This is a genomic window from Actinoplanes sp. HUAS TT8 (assembly GCF_051380535.1).
Taxonomy (GTDB): Bacteria; Actinomycetota; Actinomycetes; order Mycobacteriales; family Micromonosporaceae; genus Actinoplanes.
In genome coordinates, this window is record NZ_CP195646.1 from 2,501 (window position 1) to 19,938 (window position 17,438).

Genomic DNA, 17,438 nt, shown 5'->3' on the forward strand with positions numbered 1-17,438 from the left:
AAGCCAGCCGTAGACGGTGAGAGCCCGGTAGACGAAAATTCCAAGCCTCCTTACAGTGTTCCCGAGTAGCAGCGGACTCCTAGAATCTGCTGTGAATTTGCCAGGACCACCTGGTAAGGCTGAATACTTCCTGGTGACCGATAGCGGACTAGTACCGTGAGGGAATGGTGAAAAGTACCCCGGGAGGGGAGTGAAATAGTACCTGAAACCGTTCGCCTACAATCCGTCGGAGCCTTTAGGGGTGACGGCGTGCCTTTTGAAGAATGAGCCTGCGAGTTAGTGGCATGTGGCGAGGTTAACCCGTGTGGGGTAGCCGTAGCGAAAGCGAGTCTGAATAGGGCGCTCTGTAGTCGCATGTTCTAGACCCGAAGCGGGGTGATCTAGCCATGGGCAGGTTGAAGCGTGGGTAAGACTGCGTGGAGGACCGAACCCACCAACGTTGAAAAGTTGGGGGATGACCTGTGGTTAGGGGTGAAAGGCCAATCAAACTCCGTGATAGCTGGTTCTCCCCGAAATGCATTTAGGTGCAGCGTCGTGTGTTTCTTGCCGGAGGTAGAGCACTGGATGGTCTAGGGGGCCTACAAGCTTACTGAAATCAGCCAAACTCCGAATGCCGGTAAGTGAGAGCGCGGCAGTGAGACTGCGGGGGATAAGCTTCGTAGTCGAGAGGGAAACAGCCCAGATCGCCAGCTAAGGCCCCTAAGCGTGTGCTAAGTGGAAAAGGATGTGGGATCGCATGGACAACCAGGAGGTTGGCTTAGAAGCAGCCATCCTTTAAAGAGTGCGTAATAGCTCACTGGTCAAGTGGTTCTGCGCCGACAATGTAGCGGGGCTCAAGCACACCGCCGAAGCTGTGGCATTCACATCTTGATGTGGATGGGTAGGGGAGCGTCGTGCAGCGGGTGAAGCGCCGGAGTGATCCAGGTGTGGACGCTGTACGAGTGAGAATGCAGGCATGAGTAGCGAATGAAGGGTGAGAACCCCTTCCGCCGGATGACCAAGGGTTCCAGGGCCAGGCTAATCCGCCCTGGGTGAGTCGGGGCCTAAGGCGAGGCCGAGAGGCGTAGTCGATGGATAACGGGTTGATATTCCCGTACCCGCAAAGAAACGCCCAAGACGAACCTACTTGTACTAACCACGCAAAGCCGGCGAGGACTTCGGTCTGAACTGGTGGAGTCTGGGACCTCGGGTGGTAGTAGTTTAGTGATGGGGTGACGCAGGAAGGTAGATGAGCCCGGCCGGTGGTTGTGCCGGGGTAAGCGTGTAGGCCGTCATGTAGGCAAATCCGCATGGCAATAGGCTGAGACGTGATGCCGAGCCGTTCTGGTGAAGTCATTGATCCTATGCTGCCGAGAAAAGCCTCTAGCGATGTTTCGAGCGGCCCGTACCCTAAACCGACACAGGTGGTCAGGTAGAGAATACCGAGGCGACGGGTGAACTGTGGTTAAGGAACTCGGCAAATTGCCCCCGTAACTTAGGGAGAAGGGGGGCCGGACGCGTGAAGCCACTTGCTGGTGGAGCGTGGTATGGCCGCAGAGAGCAGGGGGAAGCGACTGTTTACTAAAAACACAGGTCCATGCCAAGTCGTAAGACGATGTATATGGACTGACGCCTGCCCGGTGCTGGAACGTTAAGGGGACCTGTTAGCTCTTCGGGGCGAGGCGGAGAACTTAAGCGCCAGTAAACGGCGGTGGTAACTATAACCATCCTAAGGTAGCGAAATTCCTTGTCGGGTAAGTTCCGACCTGCACGAATGGCGTAACGACTTCCCCACTGTCTCAACCACAGGCCCGGCGAAATTGCAGTACGAGTAAAGATGCTCGTTACGCGCGGCAGGACGGAAAGACCCCGGGACCTTTACTATAGCTTGACATTGGTATCTGAATTCGATTGTGTAGGATAGGTGGGAGACTGTGAAGCTCGGACGCCAGTTCGGGTGGAGTCATTGTTGAAATACCACTCTGTTGGGTTTGGGTATCTAACTTGCGGCCCTGATCGGGTCGAGGGACAGTGTCTGGTGGGTAGTTTAACTGGGGCGGTTGCCTCCTAAAGGGTAACGGAGGCGCCCAAAGGTTCCCTCAGCCTGGTTGGCAATCAGGTGTTGAGTGTAAGTGCATAAGGGAGCTTGACTGTGAGACTGACGGGTCGAGCAGGGACGAAAGTCGGGACTAGTGATCCGGCACTTGCGTGTGGAAGCGGTGTCGCTCAACGGATAAAAGGTACCCCGGGGATAACAGGCTGATCTTCCCCAAGAGTCCATATCGACGGGATGGTTTGGCACCTCGATGTCGGCTCGTCGCATCCTGGGGCTGTAGCAGGTCCCAAGGGTTGGGCTGTTCGCCCATTAAAGCGGTACGCGAGCTGGGTTTAGAACGTCGTGAGACAGTTCGGTCCCTATCCGCCGTGCGCGTTGGATACTTGAGAAGGGCTGTCCCTAGTACGAGAGGACCGGGACGGACGAACCTCTGGTGTGCCAGTTGTCCTGCCAAGGGCACGGCTGGTTGGCTACGTTCGGAAGGGATAACCGCTGAAAGCATCTAAGCGGGAAGCTCGCTTCGAGATGAGGTATCCCACCACCTTGAGTGGGTAAGGCTCCCAGCTAGACTACTGGGTTGATAGGCCGGAGATGTAAGCACGGTAACGTGTTGAGTTGACCGGTACTAATAGGCCGAGGGCTTAACCACCCTAAACATTTTACTTGCGTCCACTGTGTGATTCACAGCAAACGAACAACCACCCCGAGAATTCTCAGGGTTGTTGGTTGGTAACCGATTCTGTCGGTGCCGGCCGGCAAGCCGGAGGGGAAGATCGGGTTGCTGGTTGATTCCGCGCTGACAGTTGTTTCGGTGGTCATAGCGGAGGGGAAACGCCCGGTTACATTCCGAACCCGGTAGCTAAGCCCTCCAGCGCCGATGGTACTGCACTCGGGAGGGTGTGGGAGAGTAGGACGCCGCCGGACTTAACGTAACGGTCGAGGGCCGCCCCACCTGGGGTCGGCCCTCGACTGCGTTTATGACTTGGTTCCCTAGTAACTTTGTGTTTGACGACAGGCCGCCGCCCGCATCGAGGGGCCGCCGCCGTGCTTGGAAGGAATGATCCGTGAGTACAGGACCGCAGGACGGCGGCTCCAGCAACCGCGACGAGGCCCGGGAGGGCCGCGGTCGCGATGGCGGCGACGCTCGCCGCGGCGATGGAGGCGGATATCAGGGCGGCAACCGTTCCGGGGGTGACCGGGGCGGCTTCCGTGGCGGCGACCGCGACCGGGGTGCCTCGCGCGGCGGTGACCGTGGTGGCTACCAGGGCGGTGGCGACCGCGGCGGGTTCCGTGGTGGCGACCGTGACCGTGGTGGTTACCAGGGTGGCGGCGACCGTGGCGGCTTCCGGGGCGGGGACCGCCCCCAGGGCGACCGTCCGCAGGGTGGTGGCTTCCGTGGTGGCGACCGCGATCGTGGTGGTTACCAGGGTGGCGGCGACCGTGGCGGCTTCCGCCCGCAGGGTGACCGTCCCCAGGGCGGTGGCTTCCGTGGTGGCGACCGTGACCGTGGTGGTTACCAGGGTGGCGGCGACCGCGGCGGGTTCCGGGGCGGCGACCGTGCCGTAGGCGGCGGCGAGCGTCGTCCGTTCAACCGTGACGACCGTGGCGGCAGCGCCGGCGGTGGCTACCGCGGTGACCGGCCCCAGGGCGACCGTCCGCAGGGTGGCGGCTTCCGTGGCGGCGACCGTGACCGTGGTGGTTACCAGGGTGGCGGCGACCGCGGCGGCTTCCGCCCCCAGGGTGACCGTCCCCAGGGCGGTGGTTTCCGTGGTGGCGACCGTGACCGTGGTGGCTACCAGGGTGGCGGCGACCGCGGTGGTTTCCGTGGTGGCGACCGTCCGCAGGGCGACCGTCCGGGTTACCAGGGTGGTGGCGAGCGTCGTCCGTTCAACCGTGACGACCGTGGTGGCAGCACCGGTGGTGGCTACCGGGGTGACCGTCCGCAGGGCGACCGTCCGGGTTACCAGGGTGGCGGCGAGCGTCGTCCGTTCAACCGTGACGACCGTGGTGGCAGCACCGGTGGTGGCTACCGGGGTGATCGGCCCCAGGGCGACCGCCCGCAGGGTGGCGGTTTCCGTGGCGGCGACCGCGATCGTGGTGGCTACCAGGGCGGCGGCGACCGGGGCGGCTTCCGTCCGCAGGGCGACCGTCCGGGTTACCAGGGTGGCGGCGAGCGTCGTCCGTTCAACCGTGACGACCGTGGTGGCAGCACCGGTGGTGGCTACCGGGGTGATCGGCCCCAGGGCGACCGCCCGCAGGGTGGCGGTTTCCGTGGCGGCGACCGTGACCGTGGTGGTTACCAGGGTGGCGGCGACCGCGGCGGGTTCCGTGGTGGCGACCGTACCGGTGGCACCCGTGAGGGCTTCCAGGGTGGCGGCGGATATCGCGGCGATCGGCCCCAGGGCGACCGTCCGCAGGGTGGCGGCTTCCGTGGTGGCGACCGTGACCGTGGTGGTTACCAGGGTGGCGGCGACCGGGGCGGTTACCAGGGCGGCGACCGCGGTGGTTTCCGCGGTGGTGACCGTCCGCAGGGCGACCGTCCGGGTTACCAGGGTGGCGGCGACCGCGGTGGATTCCGCGGCGGGGACCGTGACCGTGGTGGCTACCAGGGTGGTGGCGACCGGGGCGGTTACCGCGGTGGCGACCGTCCGCAGGGCGACCGTCCGGGCTACCAGGGTGGCGGCGACCGTGACCGCGGCGGCTTCCGGGGCGACCGGGACCGTGGCGGCTACCAGGGTGACCGGCCGGAGAACACCGAAGACGGTCAGGCTGCCTTCCAGGCGCCCGACATCCCCGACGAGATCGTCGCGACCGACCTCGACCAGGAGGTTCGCGCCGAGCTGGTAGCGCTGGCCCGGGACGTCGCCGACAAGGTGGCGCGTCACCTGGTGGCGGCCGGCACCATCATCGACGAGGACTCCGAGCTGGCTCTGCAGCACGCGATCGCGGCGCGGCGGCTGGCTTCACGGATCGCCGTGGTGCGTGAGGCGGTCGGCCTGGCGGCGTACGCGGCCGGCGACTGGACCACGGCGATCGCCGAGCTCCGGACGTACCACCGGATGACCGGCAAGCAGACCCACCTGGCCGAGATCGCCGACTGCGAGCGGGCGCTGGGCCGCCCCGAGCGGGCCATCGACCTCTACCGGGGCGCCGAGGTCGCGAAGCTGGAGAAGTCCGGCGCGATCGAGCTCCTGATCGTGGCCGCGGGTGCACGTGGTGACCTCGGTCAGCACGAGGCGGCCGTGGCGATGCTGCAGGTCAAGGAGCTGACCGCGGAAGAGACCGCCGACTGGGCGGCCCGTCTGCGGTACGCGTACGCCGATGCCCTGCTCGCCGCCGGTCGGCGCGACGAGGCCCGGGAGTGGTTCGGACGGGCCGCCGCGGTCGACGAGGACCAGCTCACCGACGCCGCGGACCGGATCCTCGAGCTCGACGGCGTCACCATCGAGGGTGACGACGACGAGGACGACGAGGACCTGGACGACGAGCCGCGCGACGCGGCCGACGAGGACTCGGACGACGACGAGGACGACCAGGACGAGGACGACGAGGAGCTCGACGACGAGCCCGCGGCGGACTACGACGAGGACGACCTCGACGAGGACGACGAGGACTCTGACGACGACGACTCCGACGCCGAGGACGAGGACGAGCAGGACGAGGAGCCGGTCGCCACGACCGACGCCGACGCCGAGCCGGTCAAGGCCGAGCCGGCCAAGGCCGACGCGGTGAAGGCCGACGCCGGGAAGTCCGAGAAGCACGAGGTTCCGGCCGCGGTCTTCGAGGCGCCCAAGTCGGACGACGCGGAGAAGGACGAGAAGGACGGCGACGAGTTCGTCGGCCGGGGTGAGGACCGCCCGCAGGCATGAGCGATCACCTTGCCGGTGAGTACGACCTGGCCATCTTCGACCTGGACGGCGTCGTCTTCCTGATCGACGAGCCGATCCCGGGCGCGGCCGAGGCCGTCGAGCGGCTGCGGGCGGACGGGACGTCGATCGCGTACGCGACGAACAACGCGTCCCGTCGCGCCGCGGACGTGGCCGCTCTGCTCACCGGCATGGGTGTCAGTGCTGAGCCGGCCGAGGTTCTGACCTCGGCCGGCGCGGCCGCCGCCCGCATCGCCGAGCACGTCGAGGCCGGCTCACCGGTCCTGGTGGTCGGGGCCGAAGCGCTCCGGGCCGAGGTCCGCGACGCGGGCCTCACCCCGGTCGACTCGGCCGACGACGCGCCGGTCGCGGTGGTGCAGGGCTACGGGCCCGAGGTGGGCTGGAAGATCCTGTCCGAGGCGGCGATCGCGGTTCGCGCGGGCGCCACCTGGTACGCCACCAACACCGACCGGACGCTGCCCAGCCCGCGCGGCCCGCTGCCGGGCAACGGCTCGCTCGTCGCCGTGCTCCGGACCGCGCTGGACCGGGAACCGGACGTGATCGTCGGCAAGCCGCAGCCCGCGCTGTTCACCACGGCCGCGTCACGGGCCGGGGCCGAACGTCCGCTGGCGATCGGCGACCGGCTGGACACCGACATTCAGGGTGCGGTCGGCGCCGGGATGGACAGCCTGCTCGTCCTGACCGGGGTCAGCAGCCCGAAAGACCTGCTGGAAGCGCCGGCCGAGCGCCGGCCGAAGTTCGTCGCGGCGGACCTCTCCGGTCTGTTCCGCCCGGCCGCGCTGGCCGTGGTCCCGGCCGCCGAGGTCGACGGCTGGACGGTCACCCGTGAGGGCGACCGCGCGACCCTGGACGGTTCCGGCGACCCGACCGATGCTCTGCGTCTGCTGTGCGGCCTCACCTGGGACGGCGTGAAGCCGGCCGACGTGACCGGCACGTCCGACGCCGCCACGAACCTGCTCCACACCTGGGGTCTCTGACCCCGACCGGACACCAGCAGCCCCGGCCACTCGGCCGGGGCTGTTCTGTTTCACCACCGGCTGGTGCTCAGGGCTGTTTCGAGGGCTCGGAGGCAGCCCTGAGCACCAGCCGGAGGCGGGAGGTCTGCGGCGGGGCCGGCCTGCGGCGCGGGCGGGCTTCTGGCCGGTGGTGACGGAGTGGGGCAGTCGCCGCTGCCGGCTGGAGGGTGAGCTGGGTGAGAAACGAGGGCCGCTGGGCGTGGCTGGGCGGGCGGGGGCTCACCACGTACGGCGAAATGGGGTTGGGGGTGAAAAAGGGTCAGGAATGGTGGTACTGCTCGGGGCGGGGGCGGTGGCTGCGACGGGGGAGTGGGGGTGCCTCCGGGTCGATGCGGAAGATGCCGTCGACCATGGCGACCATCGGGGAGCTCATGTAGTCGAAATCGGGCACGGCGACCCGCTCGGCGCGGGCGTGCACGTTCTCCGCGTTGCACGAGCCGTCGATGCAGGGGACGTCGGGGCGGACGTGGATCATGGGTGCCTCCCAGTTTCCCGGGGCGGCCGTCGTCCGGGCGGTCGCGTTCCTACGGTCATCGTCCCACCGGGAACCGGCGAGCGACCAGGAAAATCGCTGCTGTTGCGATTCCGGTCAATCGGGCGGGCGAACAGCCGATGCTTGGGATGTGACCTCTCTTACACTGCCGCGGGGCGCACGGCTGTCCGAGGCGTCGTGGCGGGCGCGGCACCGGATCATCAGCCGGCTGTTGTGGTTCCACGTCCCGGCGTTCCTGGTGCTGGGGATGATCGGGCCGCGTCCGCGCTGGGAGGTCGTGCTGCTGGTCGCCGCGGTGGCCGGGTGGGCCGCGCTGATCCCGGTCCTGCCGAGCGCGAAGGCGCAGGCCTCGCACACCAGCGTCGGCCTGATCGCCTGCACGTTCGTGGCGATCGAGCTGTCCGGCGGATCGATGACCGCACACATCCACCTGTACGCGATCCTGATCTATGTGGCGCTGTATCAGATGTGGGCGCCGCTGATCTCCGCCGTGCTCGTCGTCGTGGTGCATCACGGGGTGCTCGGGCTGCTCGCGCCGGAACGGGTGTTCGGCATGCACCACATGGGCGTGGGGGCGGCGATCGAGCAGGTCGCGGTGCACGCCGGACTGGCCGTCGTCGAGGTGGTCGGCATCGTGATCTTCTGGCACTTCGCCGAGCAGGTCGAGCGGGAGAGCGAGCAGCTGGCCAAGGAGGCCGAGCAGGCCCGGGACGAGGTCGAACGGGCCGAGCGAGAGGCGTCCGAGCGGGCCGCCGAGGAGTTGCGGGCGCGCTCCGAGGAGACCGCCGAGCAGGCCCGCCGGCTCACCGCGGACGTCGGGTCGATCAGCGAGCAGGCGCACGCCGCGATCTCGGCGGTCGCCGCGGTCGATCGGGAACTCGCCGCGCTGACCGCTTCTGTTCAGGACATCGCATCACGGTCGGCGTCGGCCGCCACAACGGCTGCCGAGGGCAAGGACGCGGCGGCGTCGGCCGGGGAGAAGGTGCGGGCGCTGGAGCGCTCGGTCGGCGAGATCGCCGACGTCAACGCCATCATCGCGTCGCTGGCCGACCAGACCAACCTGCTCGCGCTGAACGCCACGATCGAGGCGGCCCGGGCCGGCGAGATCGGCAAGGGGTTCGCGGTGGTGGCGAGCGAGGTCAAGGACCTGGCCCGGGAGACCGCGGACTCGGTGGAGCGGGTGAACACGGTGATCACGGCGATCGTCGCCGAGACCGACGACGTGGCGCAGACGTTCGCGCAGACGACCGGAGCCGTGGACGGGATCCACGAGCTGCAGCTGAACATCGCGTCGGCGGTCGAGGAACAGGCGGCCGTGCTCGGCGAGGTGACCAAGCAGCTGTCGACGGCGACCGCCTCGGCCGATCAGGTGCTCACGGGGCTTGAGGAACTGGCGGCCAAGGCGCGGTGATCATCGGAGTCCGACGCAGTCGTAATCCCAGAAAGTGTGCAGGTAGACCAGGGTGCCGGTCATCTCCGGCCGATATCCGGGCAGCGGCATGACCTGGAAACCGGGGTCGGGGATGCGCAGTGACGGCTTGCGGAAATCCAGGGTGTGGCCGGGGACGAAACCCCACTTCGAGTAGTACGCGGGGTCGCCCTCCAGGAAGATCAGGGGGACGTTGCGTCTGGTGAGCTCGGTTATCCCGTATGCGATGAGGGCCTTGCCGATGCCCTCGCGCTGTCGCCCCGGAGAAACCGCGAGCGGGCTGAGCACCTGGACCGGGATCAGGCGTTCCGGGGCGTCGAGCAGGTTCCGGGTGAACATGACGTGCCCGACGACCTCGCCGCCGTCATCGGCCACGAAAGCCTGAAAGTTCGGATCGTCGCGGCGCAGCGCCGTGACCAGCTCGGCGACGACGCGACCGTGATCACCCCCGAAGGCCAGCTCGACGAGTCGGCCGACGGCGGGGTGGTCGGCGGGAGTCTCAGCGCGAATCTGCATTCCGCGACGCTATGCGGCCTGAGCTCGGCCGGCAGCTCAATTTCGGCGGTGACCGGAACTGATCGGGCGGCCTTTGAACGATTCAGGGACCGGGGTCGTATGACCGGGCGTGATCAGAGGAGTTTGCGGAGCTTGAGCAGGTCGAACGGGTTGGCCCGGATGGTGATCTGGCGGGCGGCGACCGCGCGGGTGATGTCCAGCTCGCCGGCGATCAGCTTCAGCAGATCCTCACTGTTGGCGACCAGGGCGATCTTCGCCTTCGGGTCGTCGCCGTCGGCGATGTCGGTGAGCAGGCCGCCGGCGATCCGGCCGTGGAAGGCCGTCTCCAGGTCGGTGACCCGGCAGGCGAGTGTGCGATCGAAGTCCAGACGACCGCGGGCCTCCGCGTTCGCCGCGAGCTTCGCGGCCAGATCGTGCAACGCTTTACGGCACTCGTCCACGGTGGCCATCGCCATCCCCCCTCGCGACACCAGCACCGTACCTCAGGAAGTTGTCGGGGGCTCCCGGTAGCGTGGCACCCGACGCGGCGAGAGGAGGAGGGATCATGCCGGATGCATGGCGTGCGTATCTGGACCTGGCGCTCGGGCTGACCGAGGCGCCCCGGAAGAGGGCGCAGAAGGTCGCCGGTGAGTTGCTCAACCGGGGCGGTGCGACCGCGGCACAGGTGCAAGGGCTGGTCGAGGATCTGCTCTCGGCGGGCATCGCCAATCGTGAGGCTTTGACCAGCATCGTTCGGTACGAGGTGGACCGGGCGCTCGGGCGGGTCGGTCTGGCTACCGCTGATGAGGTTTCCGAGCTGACGACCCGGGTTCATGACCTGGAGAAGGAGTTGCGGGAGGCTCGGGCGGCCGGAGGGGCTCCGGTTCCGAGTGCCGGCCGGGTGGGTTCTGCCCCGGTCCCGGCTCCGGTCCCGGCTCCCGTGAAGAAGGCCGTGGCCAAGAAGGCGGTCGCGAAGAAGGCTGTGAAGGCTACGCCGAACGCTATGCCGTCGGCGGGGACCGGTCGGGGTGGGCCTGCGGCCAACGCGGCGGCCGGGACACCGGGGTCCTCTTCGACTCCTGCGGCTGCTCCGGGGGCTCCGGCCAAGAAGGCTGTGCGGAAGTCCACTTCGCCTGGTGGGAGTCCGGCCGAGGTCGCGGCTGAGGCTGTCGCTGCGGCGGTCGAGGCGCAGCCGGCGAAGAAGGCGCCCGGTCGCGTGGCCAAGAGTGCTGCGCCGGCGAAGAGCGCGCCCGTGAAGAAGGCGGCGGCCGGGCGGGCGCCTCGGAAGAGTGCTGCCGCGCCGGGTTCGGCGAGCATCACGCCGGCGGGGACGGCCGCTTCGCCGGTCAGTGGTGTGAAGGAGGCGGCGGCCGCTACCGAGTTGCCGTTCATCGCGCCGAGTGAGGCCGCGTCGGGTGGCAGCGCTCCGGGTGACGTCTCGGGCTCGGTGGGGGCGGCTCGGAAGAGTGCGCCGGCCAAGAGGTCGGGTGGGAGTGCGGCCGGGCGGACCACGCCGGTGAAGCGTGGCGCGCGGAAGGCGGCTCAGGTGCCGAGTCAGACGCAGGCCAGGAAGTCGCAGCCGGTGGGCGAGAGCACCGGGCGGACCGAGAAGCCGGAGGCGTGATTCCGTGACGTTCCCGAATTCCGTGCCCGGCCCGCCGCCGGGTGGTTTCCGGCCCGGTCCGCCTCCGGGTGGGCCGCGTCCCGGGGCACAGCCCGGTGGCGGCCGGCCGGGTCCGCAGCCCGGTGGGTTCCGCCCGGGGCAGCAGCCTGACGGGGCGCGTCCGGGGCAGCAGGCCGACGGGGCGCGTCCGGGGCCCGGTGGGTTCCGGCCGGGGCCGCCGGCCGGTGGGGTGCGGCCGGGATCGCCGGGCGGGTCGGCCGGGGGTGAGGCGTTCGCGCCGGGTGAGCATTACCGCACGGCGGAGGACGGGACAGTGGTGGAGACCGGTCACCCGGCGGTGGACGCGGTGCTAAGTTCGCTCGCCAACGCCGCGCGGCTGGCCCCGGGCGAGCAGATCGCTGAGTACGAGGCCGCGCACCAGGTGCTCCAGGAGACTCTGGCCAGCATCGATCGCTGATCCGACGTACCGAAAAAGGATTGTGATGGCCCGCCGCGCGCGTCTCGACGCCGAGCTAGTCCGCCGCAAGCTCGCCCGTTCCCGGGAACAGGCCGCTCAACTGGTGGCGGCCGGCCGTGTCCAGGTCCGGGGGACCGTGGCCCACAAGGTGGCGGCCATGGTCGACCCGGCCGACCCGGTGCTGGTCACCGGGGAGGACCCGCAGACCGAGTACGTGTCGCGGGGTGGCCACAAGCTGGCCGGCGCGCTGGCCGCGTTCGGCGCCCGGGGCCTGACCGTCGAGGGGCGGCGCTGCCTGGACGCGGGCGCTTCGACCGGCGGGTTCACCGACGTGCTGCTGCGTGCCGGGGCGAGCCGGGTGGTCGCGGTCGACGTCGGTTACGGGCAGCTGGCCTGGCCGATCCGCACCGACGAGCGGGTCGACGTGCACGAGCGCACCAACGTCCGCACGCTGACCCCGGAGATGATCGGCGGGACGGTCGACCTGGTGGTGGCCGATCTGTCGTTCATCTCGCTGCGCCTGGTGCTGCCGGCCCTGACCGCGTGCACGGGTCCCGAGGGGGACCTGGCGCTGATGGTGAAGCCGCAGTTCGAGCTGGGCCGGGAACGTCTGGCCGGCACCGGCGGCGTGGTCCGCGACTGGCGGTTGCGCGCCGAGGCGGTGCTGGACGTGGCGGCCGTCGGGGCCGAGCTGGGGCTCGGTGTGGTGGATGTGACCGCGAGCCCGCTGCCCGGCCCGAGCGGCAACGTGGAGTTCTTCGTCTGGTTCCGGCGTGGCGCGCCCGCCGCGGACCGGGCCCGGGTGGAGGTGGTGGTCGAGGCCGGCCCGACCGGCGCCGGGCTGCCTGCCGAGCTCCTGGCCGAGGCGGCGGCTGCGGCCGAGCCGGCCGGTGAGCCGGATCATGAACGACCGGTGCCCGCAGAGGCGCGGGAGCATCGACCGGTGGCCCACCTGGAGGACAAATGACTCGCTCGGCTTTGCTGGTGACGCACACCGGGCGCCGGCAGAGTACGCAGCATGCCCGTACGGTCGCTCTCGATCTGATCGCCGCGGGCTTCGAGGTCCGGGTCATCGCCGACGAGGTCGCCGACCTGGGGCTGCCCGACGAGGTGCGGGCGGTCGACAACGAGGAGGCGGCCGAGGGTATCGAGATCGTGCTGGCGCTCGGCGGCGACGGCACGTTCCTGCGCGCGGCCGAGCTGGCCCGGCCGGTGAAGGCGCCGCTGCTCGGCATCAACCTGGGCAAGGTGGGGTTCCTGGCCGAGGCCGAGATCGACCACATCGACGAGGCGGTCCGCGAGATCGTCTCGGGCGACTACACCGTGGACGAGCGGCTCACCCTCGACATCCGGGCGGAGTACGACGGCCGTCTGATCGCCGAGTCGTGGGCGCTCAACGAGGTGAGCGTGGAGAAGGGCCAGCGGGCCCAGATGCTCGAACTGATGGTCGACGTGGACGGGCGGCCGCTGTCCCGCTACGGCTGTGACGGTGTGGTGTGTGCCACTCCGACCGGGTCGACGGCGTACGCGTTCTCGGCCGGTGGCCCGGTGGTCTGGCCCGAGGTGGAGGCGTTGCTGCTGGTCCCGATCAGTGCGCACGCGCTGTTCAGCAAGCCGCTGGTGACCGCGCCGACGTCGACGTTCAAGCTGACCGTGGATCCGTACACCTCGTTTGCCGTGCTGTGTTGTGACGGTCGCCGCACGTGGGACCTTCCGCCGGGGTCGACGGTGACCGTCGAGCGGGGGCAGTTGCCCGTCCGGCTGGTCCGGCTGGCTCCGCGGCCGTTCACCGACACCCTGGTGGCGAAGTTCGAGCTGCCGGTGGTGGGTTGGCGGGGCAACCGGCGCTGACCTGACGCTCCGTCCGGTGCCGCCGCCACGGCGAGCCGGCACCGGGTGGGGCGCGGAGGACAGAAACGGCGAAGTCCGGGAAAACCGGCGGTATCCACGATGATTGACGCTGATCAGAAACCCCCGCGCTGGGCAATTGTCAGGGGTCCCCACTACCCTCTGCCGTGTGCTGGAGGAACTGCGCATCACCGGTCTGGGCGTCATCGACGACACGACCCTACGGCTGTCGGCGGGTATGAACGTGATCACCGGTGAGACCGGCGCCGGTAAGACGATGGTCGTGACCGGTCTCGGACTTCTGTTCGGTGGCCGGGCCGACGCCGGCCGGGTCCGGGCCGACCCGGGCCGGGCCGTGGTCGAGGGCCGGCTGAAGCTGAAGGGCACGCTGGGCGACGCGGTCCGCACCCGGATCACCGACGCCGGCGGCGAGACCGACGACGACGGCGCGCTGCTGCTGAGCCGTACGGTGACGGCCGAGGGCCGGTCCCGGGCGCACGTCGGTGGCCGCAGCATGCCGGTCTCCACGCTGAGCGAGCTGGGTGAGCAGGTGCTGGCCGTGCACGGCCAGTCTGACCAGTTGCGCCTGCTGCGCCCGAGCGAGCAGCGGTCGGCGCTGGACCGGTTCGCCGGCCCCGAGCACGAGAAGCTGCTGGACGGCTATCGGGAGTCGTTCGCCCGCTGGCGCAAGGTGGTCGACGACCTGGCCGACCGGCGGCGCAACGCCCGCCAGCGCTCGCAGGAGGCCGACCTGCTCAAGCTCGGCCTCGACGAGATCACCCGGGTCGACCCGCAGCCGAACGAGGACGAGGATCTGCGCGCCGAGGTGCAGCGGCTGGAGCACGCCGAGGGTCTGCGGATCGCGGCCGCCCTGGCCGCGCAGGCGCTGGCCTCCGGGGTGGAGGTCGCCGACGACGCGCCGGATGCGGCGACGCTGCTCGGCACGGCCCGGCGCACGCTGGAGGGCCAGGCCGGTGTCGACGCCAAGCTGGGCGATCTGGCGCTGCGCATCGAGGAGGCGGCGACCCTGGTCAGTGACGTCGCCTCGGAGCTGTCGGCCTACCTGAGCGAGCTGGACGCGGATCCGGCCCGGCTGGAGGCGATCTACGAGCGGCGGGCCGCGCTGCGCGGGCTGACCCGGAAGTATGCGGACGACATCGAAGGCGTCATCGCCTGGGCCGAGAACGCGAAGACCCGCCTGACCGAGCTGGACTCCTCCGACGAGCTGCTGGAGGAGCTGGACAAGGAGCGTCAGCGGCTGGCCGTCACGGTCGGTGAGCTGGCCGGCCGGTTGACCGCGGCCCGGCGTGAGGCGGCGGTGCGGTTCTCCGAGGCGGTCAGTGTCGAGCTGGCCGGGCTGGCCATGCCGCACTCGCGGGTCGAGGTGGCGGTGCTGACCCACGCCCCGTCGAAGGACGAGCCGGCCGTCACGGTCGACGGCGAGGAGCTGGGCGCCGGGCCGGACGGGGCCGACGAGGTGGAGCTGCGGCTGCTGGCCCACCCGGGGGCGCCGTCGCTGCCGCTGCAGAAGGGCGCGTCCGGCGGTGAGCTGTCGCGCGTGATGCTCGCCATCGAGGTGGTGTTCGCCGGTTCGGGCGGCCCGCCGACGCTGGTCTTCGACGAGGTGGACTCCGGCGTGGGTGGCACCGCGGCGGTGGAGATCGGGCGGCGGCTGGCCCGGCTCGCCCGTACGCATCAGGTGTTGGTCGTCACGCATCTTCCGCAGGTCGCGGCGTTCGCCGATCGCCACCTGGTGGTCGCCAAGGACACCGGTGGGGCGATCACCACGAGTGGGGTGCGGATCGTGGAGGAGACCGAGCGGGCGCGGGAGCTGTCCCGGATGCTGGCCGGCCTGCCGGATTCGGATCTGGGTATCGCCCACGCGGAGGAATTGCTGGCCGTCGCGGGCCGGGAAAAGCGGAGCTGAGTGAAACATGACCGGGAAGGGGCGGACGATAAGTCCGTTTTGTCAATGAGCTAGAGCATGTCTAACGGGGGCCGCGTGAAGCGGCGTGTCAGGATGGCCGGGATGCGACTTCCCACCTTGCGCCGTGTGCGCACCACGGAGCCGGGCCCGGTCTCCGGCGTGGCCCGGCTCGACCGGCGCACGAAACGGCTGACCGGCCGGCTGCGGCCGGGCGAGATCGCCGTGATCGACCACGTCGACCTGGACCGGGTCGCGGCCGACTCGCTCGTCGCCTCCGGGGTGACCGCGGTGCTCAACGCCAAGCCGTCCATCTCGGGGCGGTATCCGAATCTGGGCCCCGAGGTGCTCATCCAGGGTGGCGTGGTGCTCCTCGACAACCTGGGCGAGGAGGTCTTCGCCGGCCTGCGCGAGGGCCAGGTGGTCAGCATCGAGGGTGACGCCGTGCTGCTCGACGGCACGCCGGTCGCCACCGGCACCCGGCAGGACGCGGAGACCGTGGCCAAGGCCATGGCCGACGCCCGGGACGGCCTGTCCGTGCAGCTCGAGGCGTTCGCCGCGAACACCATGGACTACCTGAAGCAGGAGCGTGACCTGCTCCTCGACGGCGTCGGCGTGCCCGACGTGCAGACCCGCATCGCCGGGCGGCACGTGCTGATCGTCGTCCGCGGCTACGACTACAAGGAAGACCTGGACGTCCTGCGCCCCTACATCCGGGAGTACAAGCCGGTGCTGATCGGCGTCGACGGCGGTGCCGACGCGCTGGTGGAGAACGGCTACACCCCCGACATGATCATCGGCGACATGGACTCGGTCACCGACGACGTGCTGCGCTGCGGCGCCGAGGTGGTCGTCCACGCGTATCCGGACGGCCGCGCCCCGGGCCTGGAGCGGGTCAGCAACCTGGGCGTCGACGCGCTCACCTTCCCGGCCGCGGCCACCAGCGAGGATCTGGCGATGCTGCTGGCCGACGAGAAGGGCGCGTCCCTGATCGTGGCCGTCGGCACGCACGCGAACCTGGTCGAGTTCCTGGACAAGGGGCGCGGCGGCATGGCTTCGACGTTCCTCACCCGGCTCAAGGTCGGCGGCAAGCTGGTCGACGCCAAGGGGGTGAGCCGGCTCTACCGGCAGAACATCTCCGGCTCGGCGCTGCTGTTGCTGGTGCTCTCGGCGGTGGCGGCCATGGCCTCGGCGGTGGCGGTCTCCACGGTGGGGAAGGCATATCTCACCGTCGTGTCCGAGTGGTGGGACAATCTCGTCTTTACGCTGGGCAATCTTTTCTGAGGGCGTCGTGATCAACTTCAGGTACCACGTGGTGTCGCTCACCGCGGTCTTCCTCGCGCTGGCGATCGGCCTCGTGGTCGGCACCGCCGCACTCAACGGCCCGGTCTCGGAGAATCTCCGCGCCCAGCTCACCGCGCTCAACAAGGACAACAACGCCAAGCGCGACCAGGTCAACCAGTACAAGGAAGAGCTCAACCGCAACCAGGACTTCGCCACCCAGACCGCGCCCTACGTGCTGGCCGGCAAACTGGCCACCCGCAAGGTCGCGGTGGTGGCGCTGCCCGGCGCCTCCGACTCGGCCGACGGCGTCGCCAAGATGCTCACCGTGGCCGGCGCGACGATCACCGCGCGGGTCACGATCGAGGACAAGTTCGTCGACCCGAACAACGCGAACGAGCTGCTCGACCTGGCCGACCAGTCCTCGCAGCCGACCATCTCGGCGGCCCTGCTGCCGTCCAACAGCGACGGGGTGGAGACGGCCGGCGCGCTGCTCGCGCTCACCCTGCAGCAGGGCACGACCGTGGTGAACGCGGACGACGTCACCGCCGTGCTGGCGGCGCTGTCCAAGCCCGGTTACATCTCGGTCGGGGACAAGGCGGTCGGCGGGGCCGAGATCGTCGTGCTGGTCGGTGGCCCGCCGCCGACCGACAAGGACGCCGGTAAGAAGACGTCGAACGCGGTCACCGTCGCCAACCAGTTCAAGAATCACCCGCTCGTGGTCGCCGGGACCAGCGTCGGTGACAACAACCTGGTCTCGGAGATCCGCAGCGACCCCACCCTGGTCAAGGTGATCTCCACGGTGGACAACGCGAGCACCGTGCAGGGCCAGGTGTCGACCGCGATGGCCACCCACGAGCGGCTGCTGCAGAACAAGGTCGGACAGTACGGTCTGGCCGCGGGCGCGACCTCGCTCGTGCCGTCCGCGGCCCCGTAAGGCAGACTCTTC

At 69.3% G+C, this 17,438-nt stretch carries 12 protein-coding genes, 2 rRNA genes and 1 pseudogene (1 of these 15 cut by a window edge); 12 read left to right on the forward strand and 3 right to left on the reverse strand.

Annotated elements, in window-relative coordinates; translation table 11 throughout:
* From ACSHV8_RS00010 to ACSHV8_RS00025, 4 genes are all read left to right on the forward strand, one after another.
* A 23S ribosomal RNA gene (locus ACSHV8_RS00010) occupies positions 1–2,684 on the forward strand (it extends 392 nt beyond the left edge of the window).
* A gap of 158 nt (positions 2,685–2,842) precedes the next feature.
* Positions 2,843–2,959: ribosomal RNA gene (rrf, locus tag ACSHV8_RS00015) — 5S ribosomal RNA — on the forward strand.
* Positions 2,960–4,908: 1,949 nt separating this feature from the next.
* A complete protein-coding gene (locus ACSHV8_RS00020) occupies positions 4,909–5,904 on the forward strand; it encodes a Replicase polyprotein 1ab (protein ID WP_436536639.1) in 996 nt (331 codons plus the stop codon).
* Entirely contained in the window at positions 5,901–6,899 is a 999-nt protein-coding gene (locus ACSHV8_RS00025; RefSeq protein WP_436528099.1) for an HAD-IIA family hydrolase, read from the forward strand. The genes ACSHV8_RS00020 and ACSHV8_RS00025 overlap by 4 nt, the downstream gene beginning before the upstream one ends.
* 298 nt (positions 6,900–7,197) lie before the next feature.
* On the opposite strand, the gene ACSHV8_RS00030 is transcribed toward ACSHV8_RS00025, so the two are convergent.
* Complete coding sequence (locus tag ACSHV8_RS00030; protein WP_436528101.1) at positions 7,198–7,413, reverse strand: hypothetical protein; 216 nt, start codon at positions 7,411–7,413, stop codon at positions 7,198–7,200.
* Positions 7,414–7,561: 148 nt separating this feature from the next.
* Here ACSHV8_RS00030 and ACSHV8_RS00035 point away from each other — a divergent pair, with 148 nt between their 5' ends.
* Positions 7,562–8,842 (forward strand): methyl-accepting chemotaxis protein, encoded by a 1,281-nt coding sequence (locus tag ACSHV8_RS00035; RefSeq protein WP_436528103.1) that lies wholly within the window; start codon positions 7,562–7,564, stop codon positions 8,840–8,842.
* Here the strand turns inward: ACSHV8_RS00035 and ACSHV8_RS00040 are convergent, their stop codons facing one another.
* Complete coding sequence (locus ACSHV8_RS00040; RefSeq protein WP_436528105.1) at positions 8,843–9,376, reverse strand: GNAT family N-acetyltransferase; 534 nt, start codon at positions 9,374–9,376, stop codon at positions 8,843–8,845.
* 113 nt (positions 9,377–9,489) lie between these two features.
* Entirely contained in the window at positions 9,490–9,825 is a 336-nt protein-coding gene (locus ACSHV8_RS00045) for an alkyl sulfatase C-terminal domain-containing protein (RefSeq protein ID WP_436528107.1), read from the reverse strand.
* A 95-nt stretch (positions 9,826–9,920) separates the two neighbouring features.
* Here ACSHV8_RS00045 and ACSHV8_RS00050 point away from each other — a divergent pair.
* The 7 genes and pseudogenes from ACSHV8_RS00050 to ACSHV8_RS00080 form a co-directional block, all read left to right on the forward strand.
* Positions 9,921–10,505: pseudogene (locus ACSHV8_RS00050) on the forward strand (phasin family protein); the annotation flags it as partial.
* A 703-nt stretch (positions 10,506–11,208) separates the two neighbouring features.
* Positions 11,209–11,436, forward strand: coding sequence for a hypothetical protein (locus tag ACSHV8_RS00055; protein WP_436528109.1), 228 nt, complete (start codon positions 11,209–11,211; stop codon positions 11,434–11,436).
* 25 nt (positions 11,437–11,461) lie between these two features.
* The gene (locus ACSHV8_RS00060) at positions 11,462–12,403 is read left to right on the forward strand and encodes a TlyA family RNA methyltransferase (RefSeq protein ID WP_436528111.1); all 942 of its coding nucleotides are present in this window, start codon (positions 11,462–11,464) and stop codon (positions 12,401–12,403) included.
* A complete protein-coding gene (locus ACSHV8_RS00065; protein ID WP_221323139.1) occupies positions 12,400–13,287 on the forward strand; it encodes an NAD kinase in 888 nt (295 codons plus the stop codon). Before ACSHV8_RS00060 ends, ACSHV8_RS00065 begins: the two co-directional genes overlap by 4 nt.
* Positions 13,288–13,453: 166 nt before the next feature.
* Complete coding sequence (gene recN / locus ACSHV8_RS00070) at positions 13,454–15,211, forward strand: DNA repair protein RecN (RefSeq protein WP_436528114.1); 1,758 nt, start codon at positions 13,454–13,456, stop codon at positions 15,209–15,211.
* A gap of 102 nt (positions 15,212–15,313) precedes the next feature.
* Positions 15,314–16,492 carry a putative cytokinetic ring protein SteA gene (steA, locus tag ACSHV8_RS00075; RefSeq protein WP_436528116.1) on the forward strand — a complete coding sequence of 393 codons (1,179 nt, stop codon included), beginning with the start codon at positions 15,314–15,316 and terminating at the stop codon, positions 16,490–16,492.
* A 7-nt stretch (positions 16,493–16,499) separates the two neighbouring features.
* On the forward strand, positions 16,500–17,426 hold the full coding sequence (locus ACSHV8_RS00080) for a copper transporter (protein ID WP_436528117.1): 927 nt from the start codon (positions 16,500–16,502) through the stop codon (positions 17,424–17,426).
* Positions 17,427–17,438: the final 12 nt, after the last annotated feature.

Bases quoted from the DNA above. Each gene is read 5' to 3' on its own strand.
- ACSHV8_RS00040 (WP_436528105.1), bottom strand. From the start codon at position 9,376: ATGCAGATTCGCGCTGAGACTCCCGCCGACCACCCCGCCGTCGGCCGA.
- ACSHV8_RS00045 (WP_436528107.1), bottom strand. From the start codon at position 9,825: ATGGCCACCGTGGACGAGTGCCGTAAAGCGTTGCACGATCTGGCCGCG.
- ACSHV8_RS00025 (WP_436528099.1), top strand. From the start codon at position 5,901: ATGAGCGATCACCTTGCCGGTGAGTACGACCTGGCCATCTTCGACCTG.
- ACSHV8_RS00030 (WP_436528101.1), bottom strand. From the start codon at position 7,413: ATGATCCACGTCCGCCCCGACGTCCCCTGCATCGACGGCTCGTGCAAC.
- steA (WP_436528116.1), top strand. From the start codon at position 15,314: ATGCGACTTCCCACCTTGCGCCGTGTGCGCACCACGGAGCCGGGCCCG.
- ACSHV8_RS00060 (WP_436528111.1), top strand. From the start codon at position 11,462: ATGGCCCGCCGCGCGCGTCTCGACGCCGAGCTAGTCCGCCGCAAGCTC.
- ACSHV8_RS00065 (WP_221323139.1), top strand. From the start codon at position 12,400: ATGACTCGCTCGGCTTTGCTGGTGACGCACACCGGGCGCCGGCAGAGT.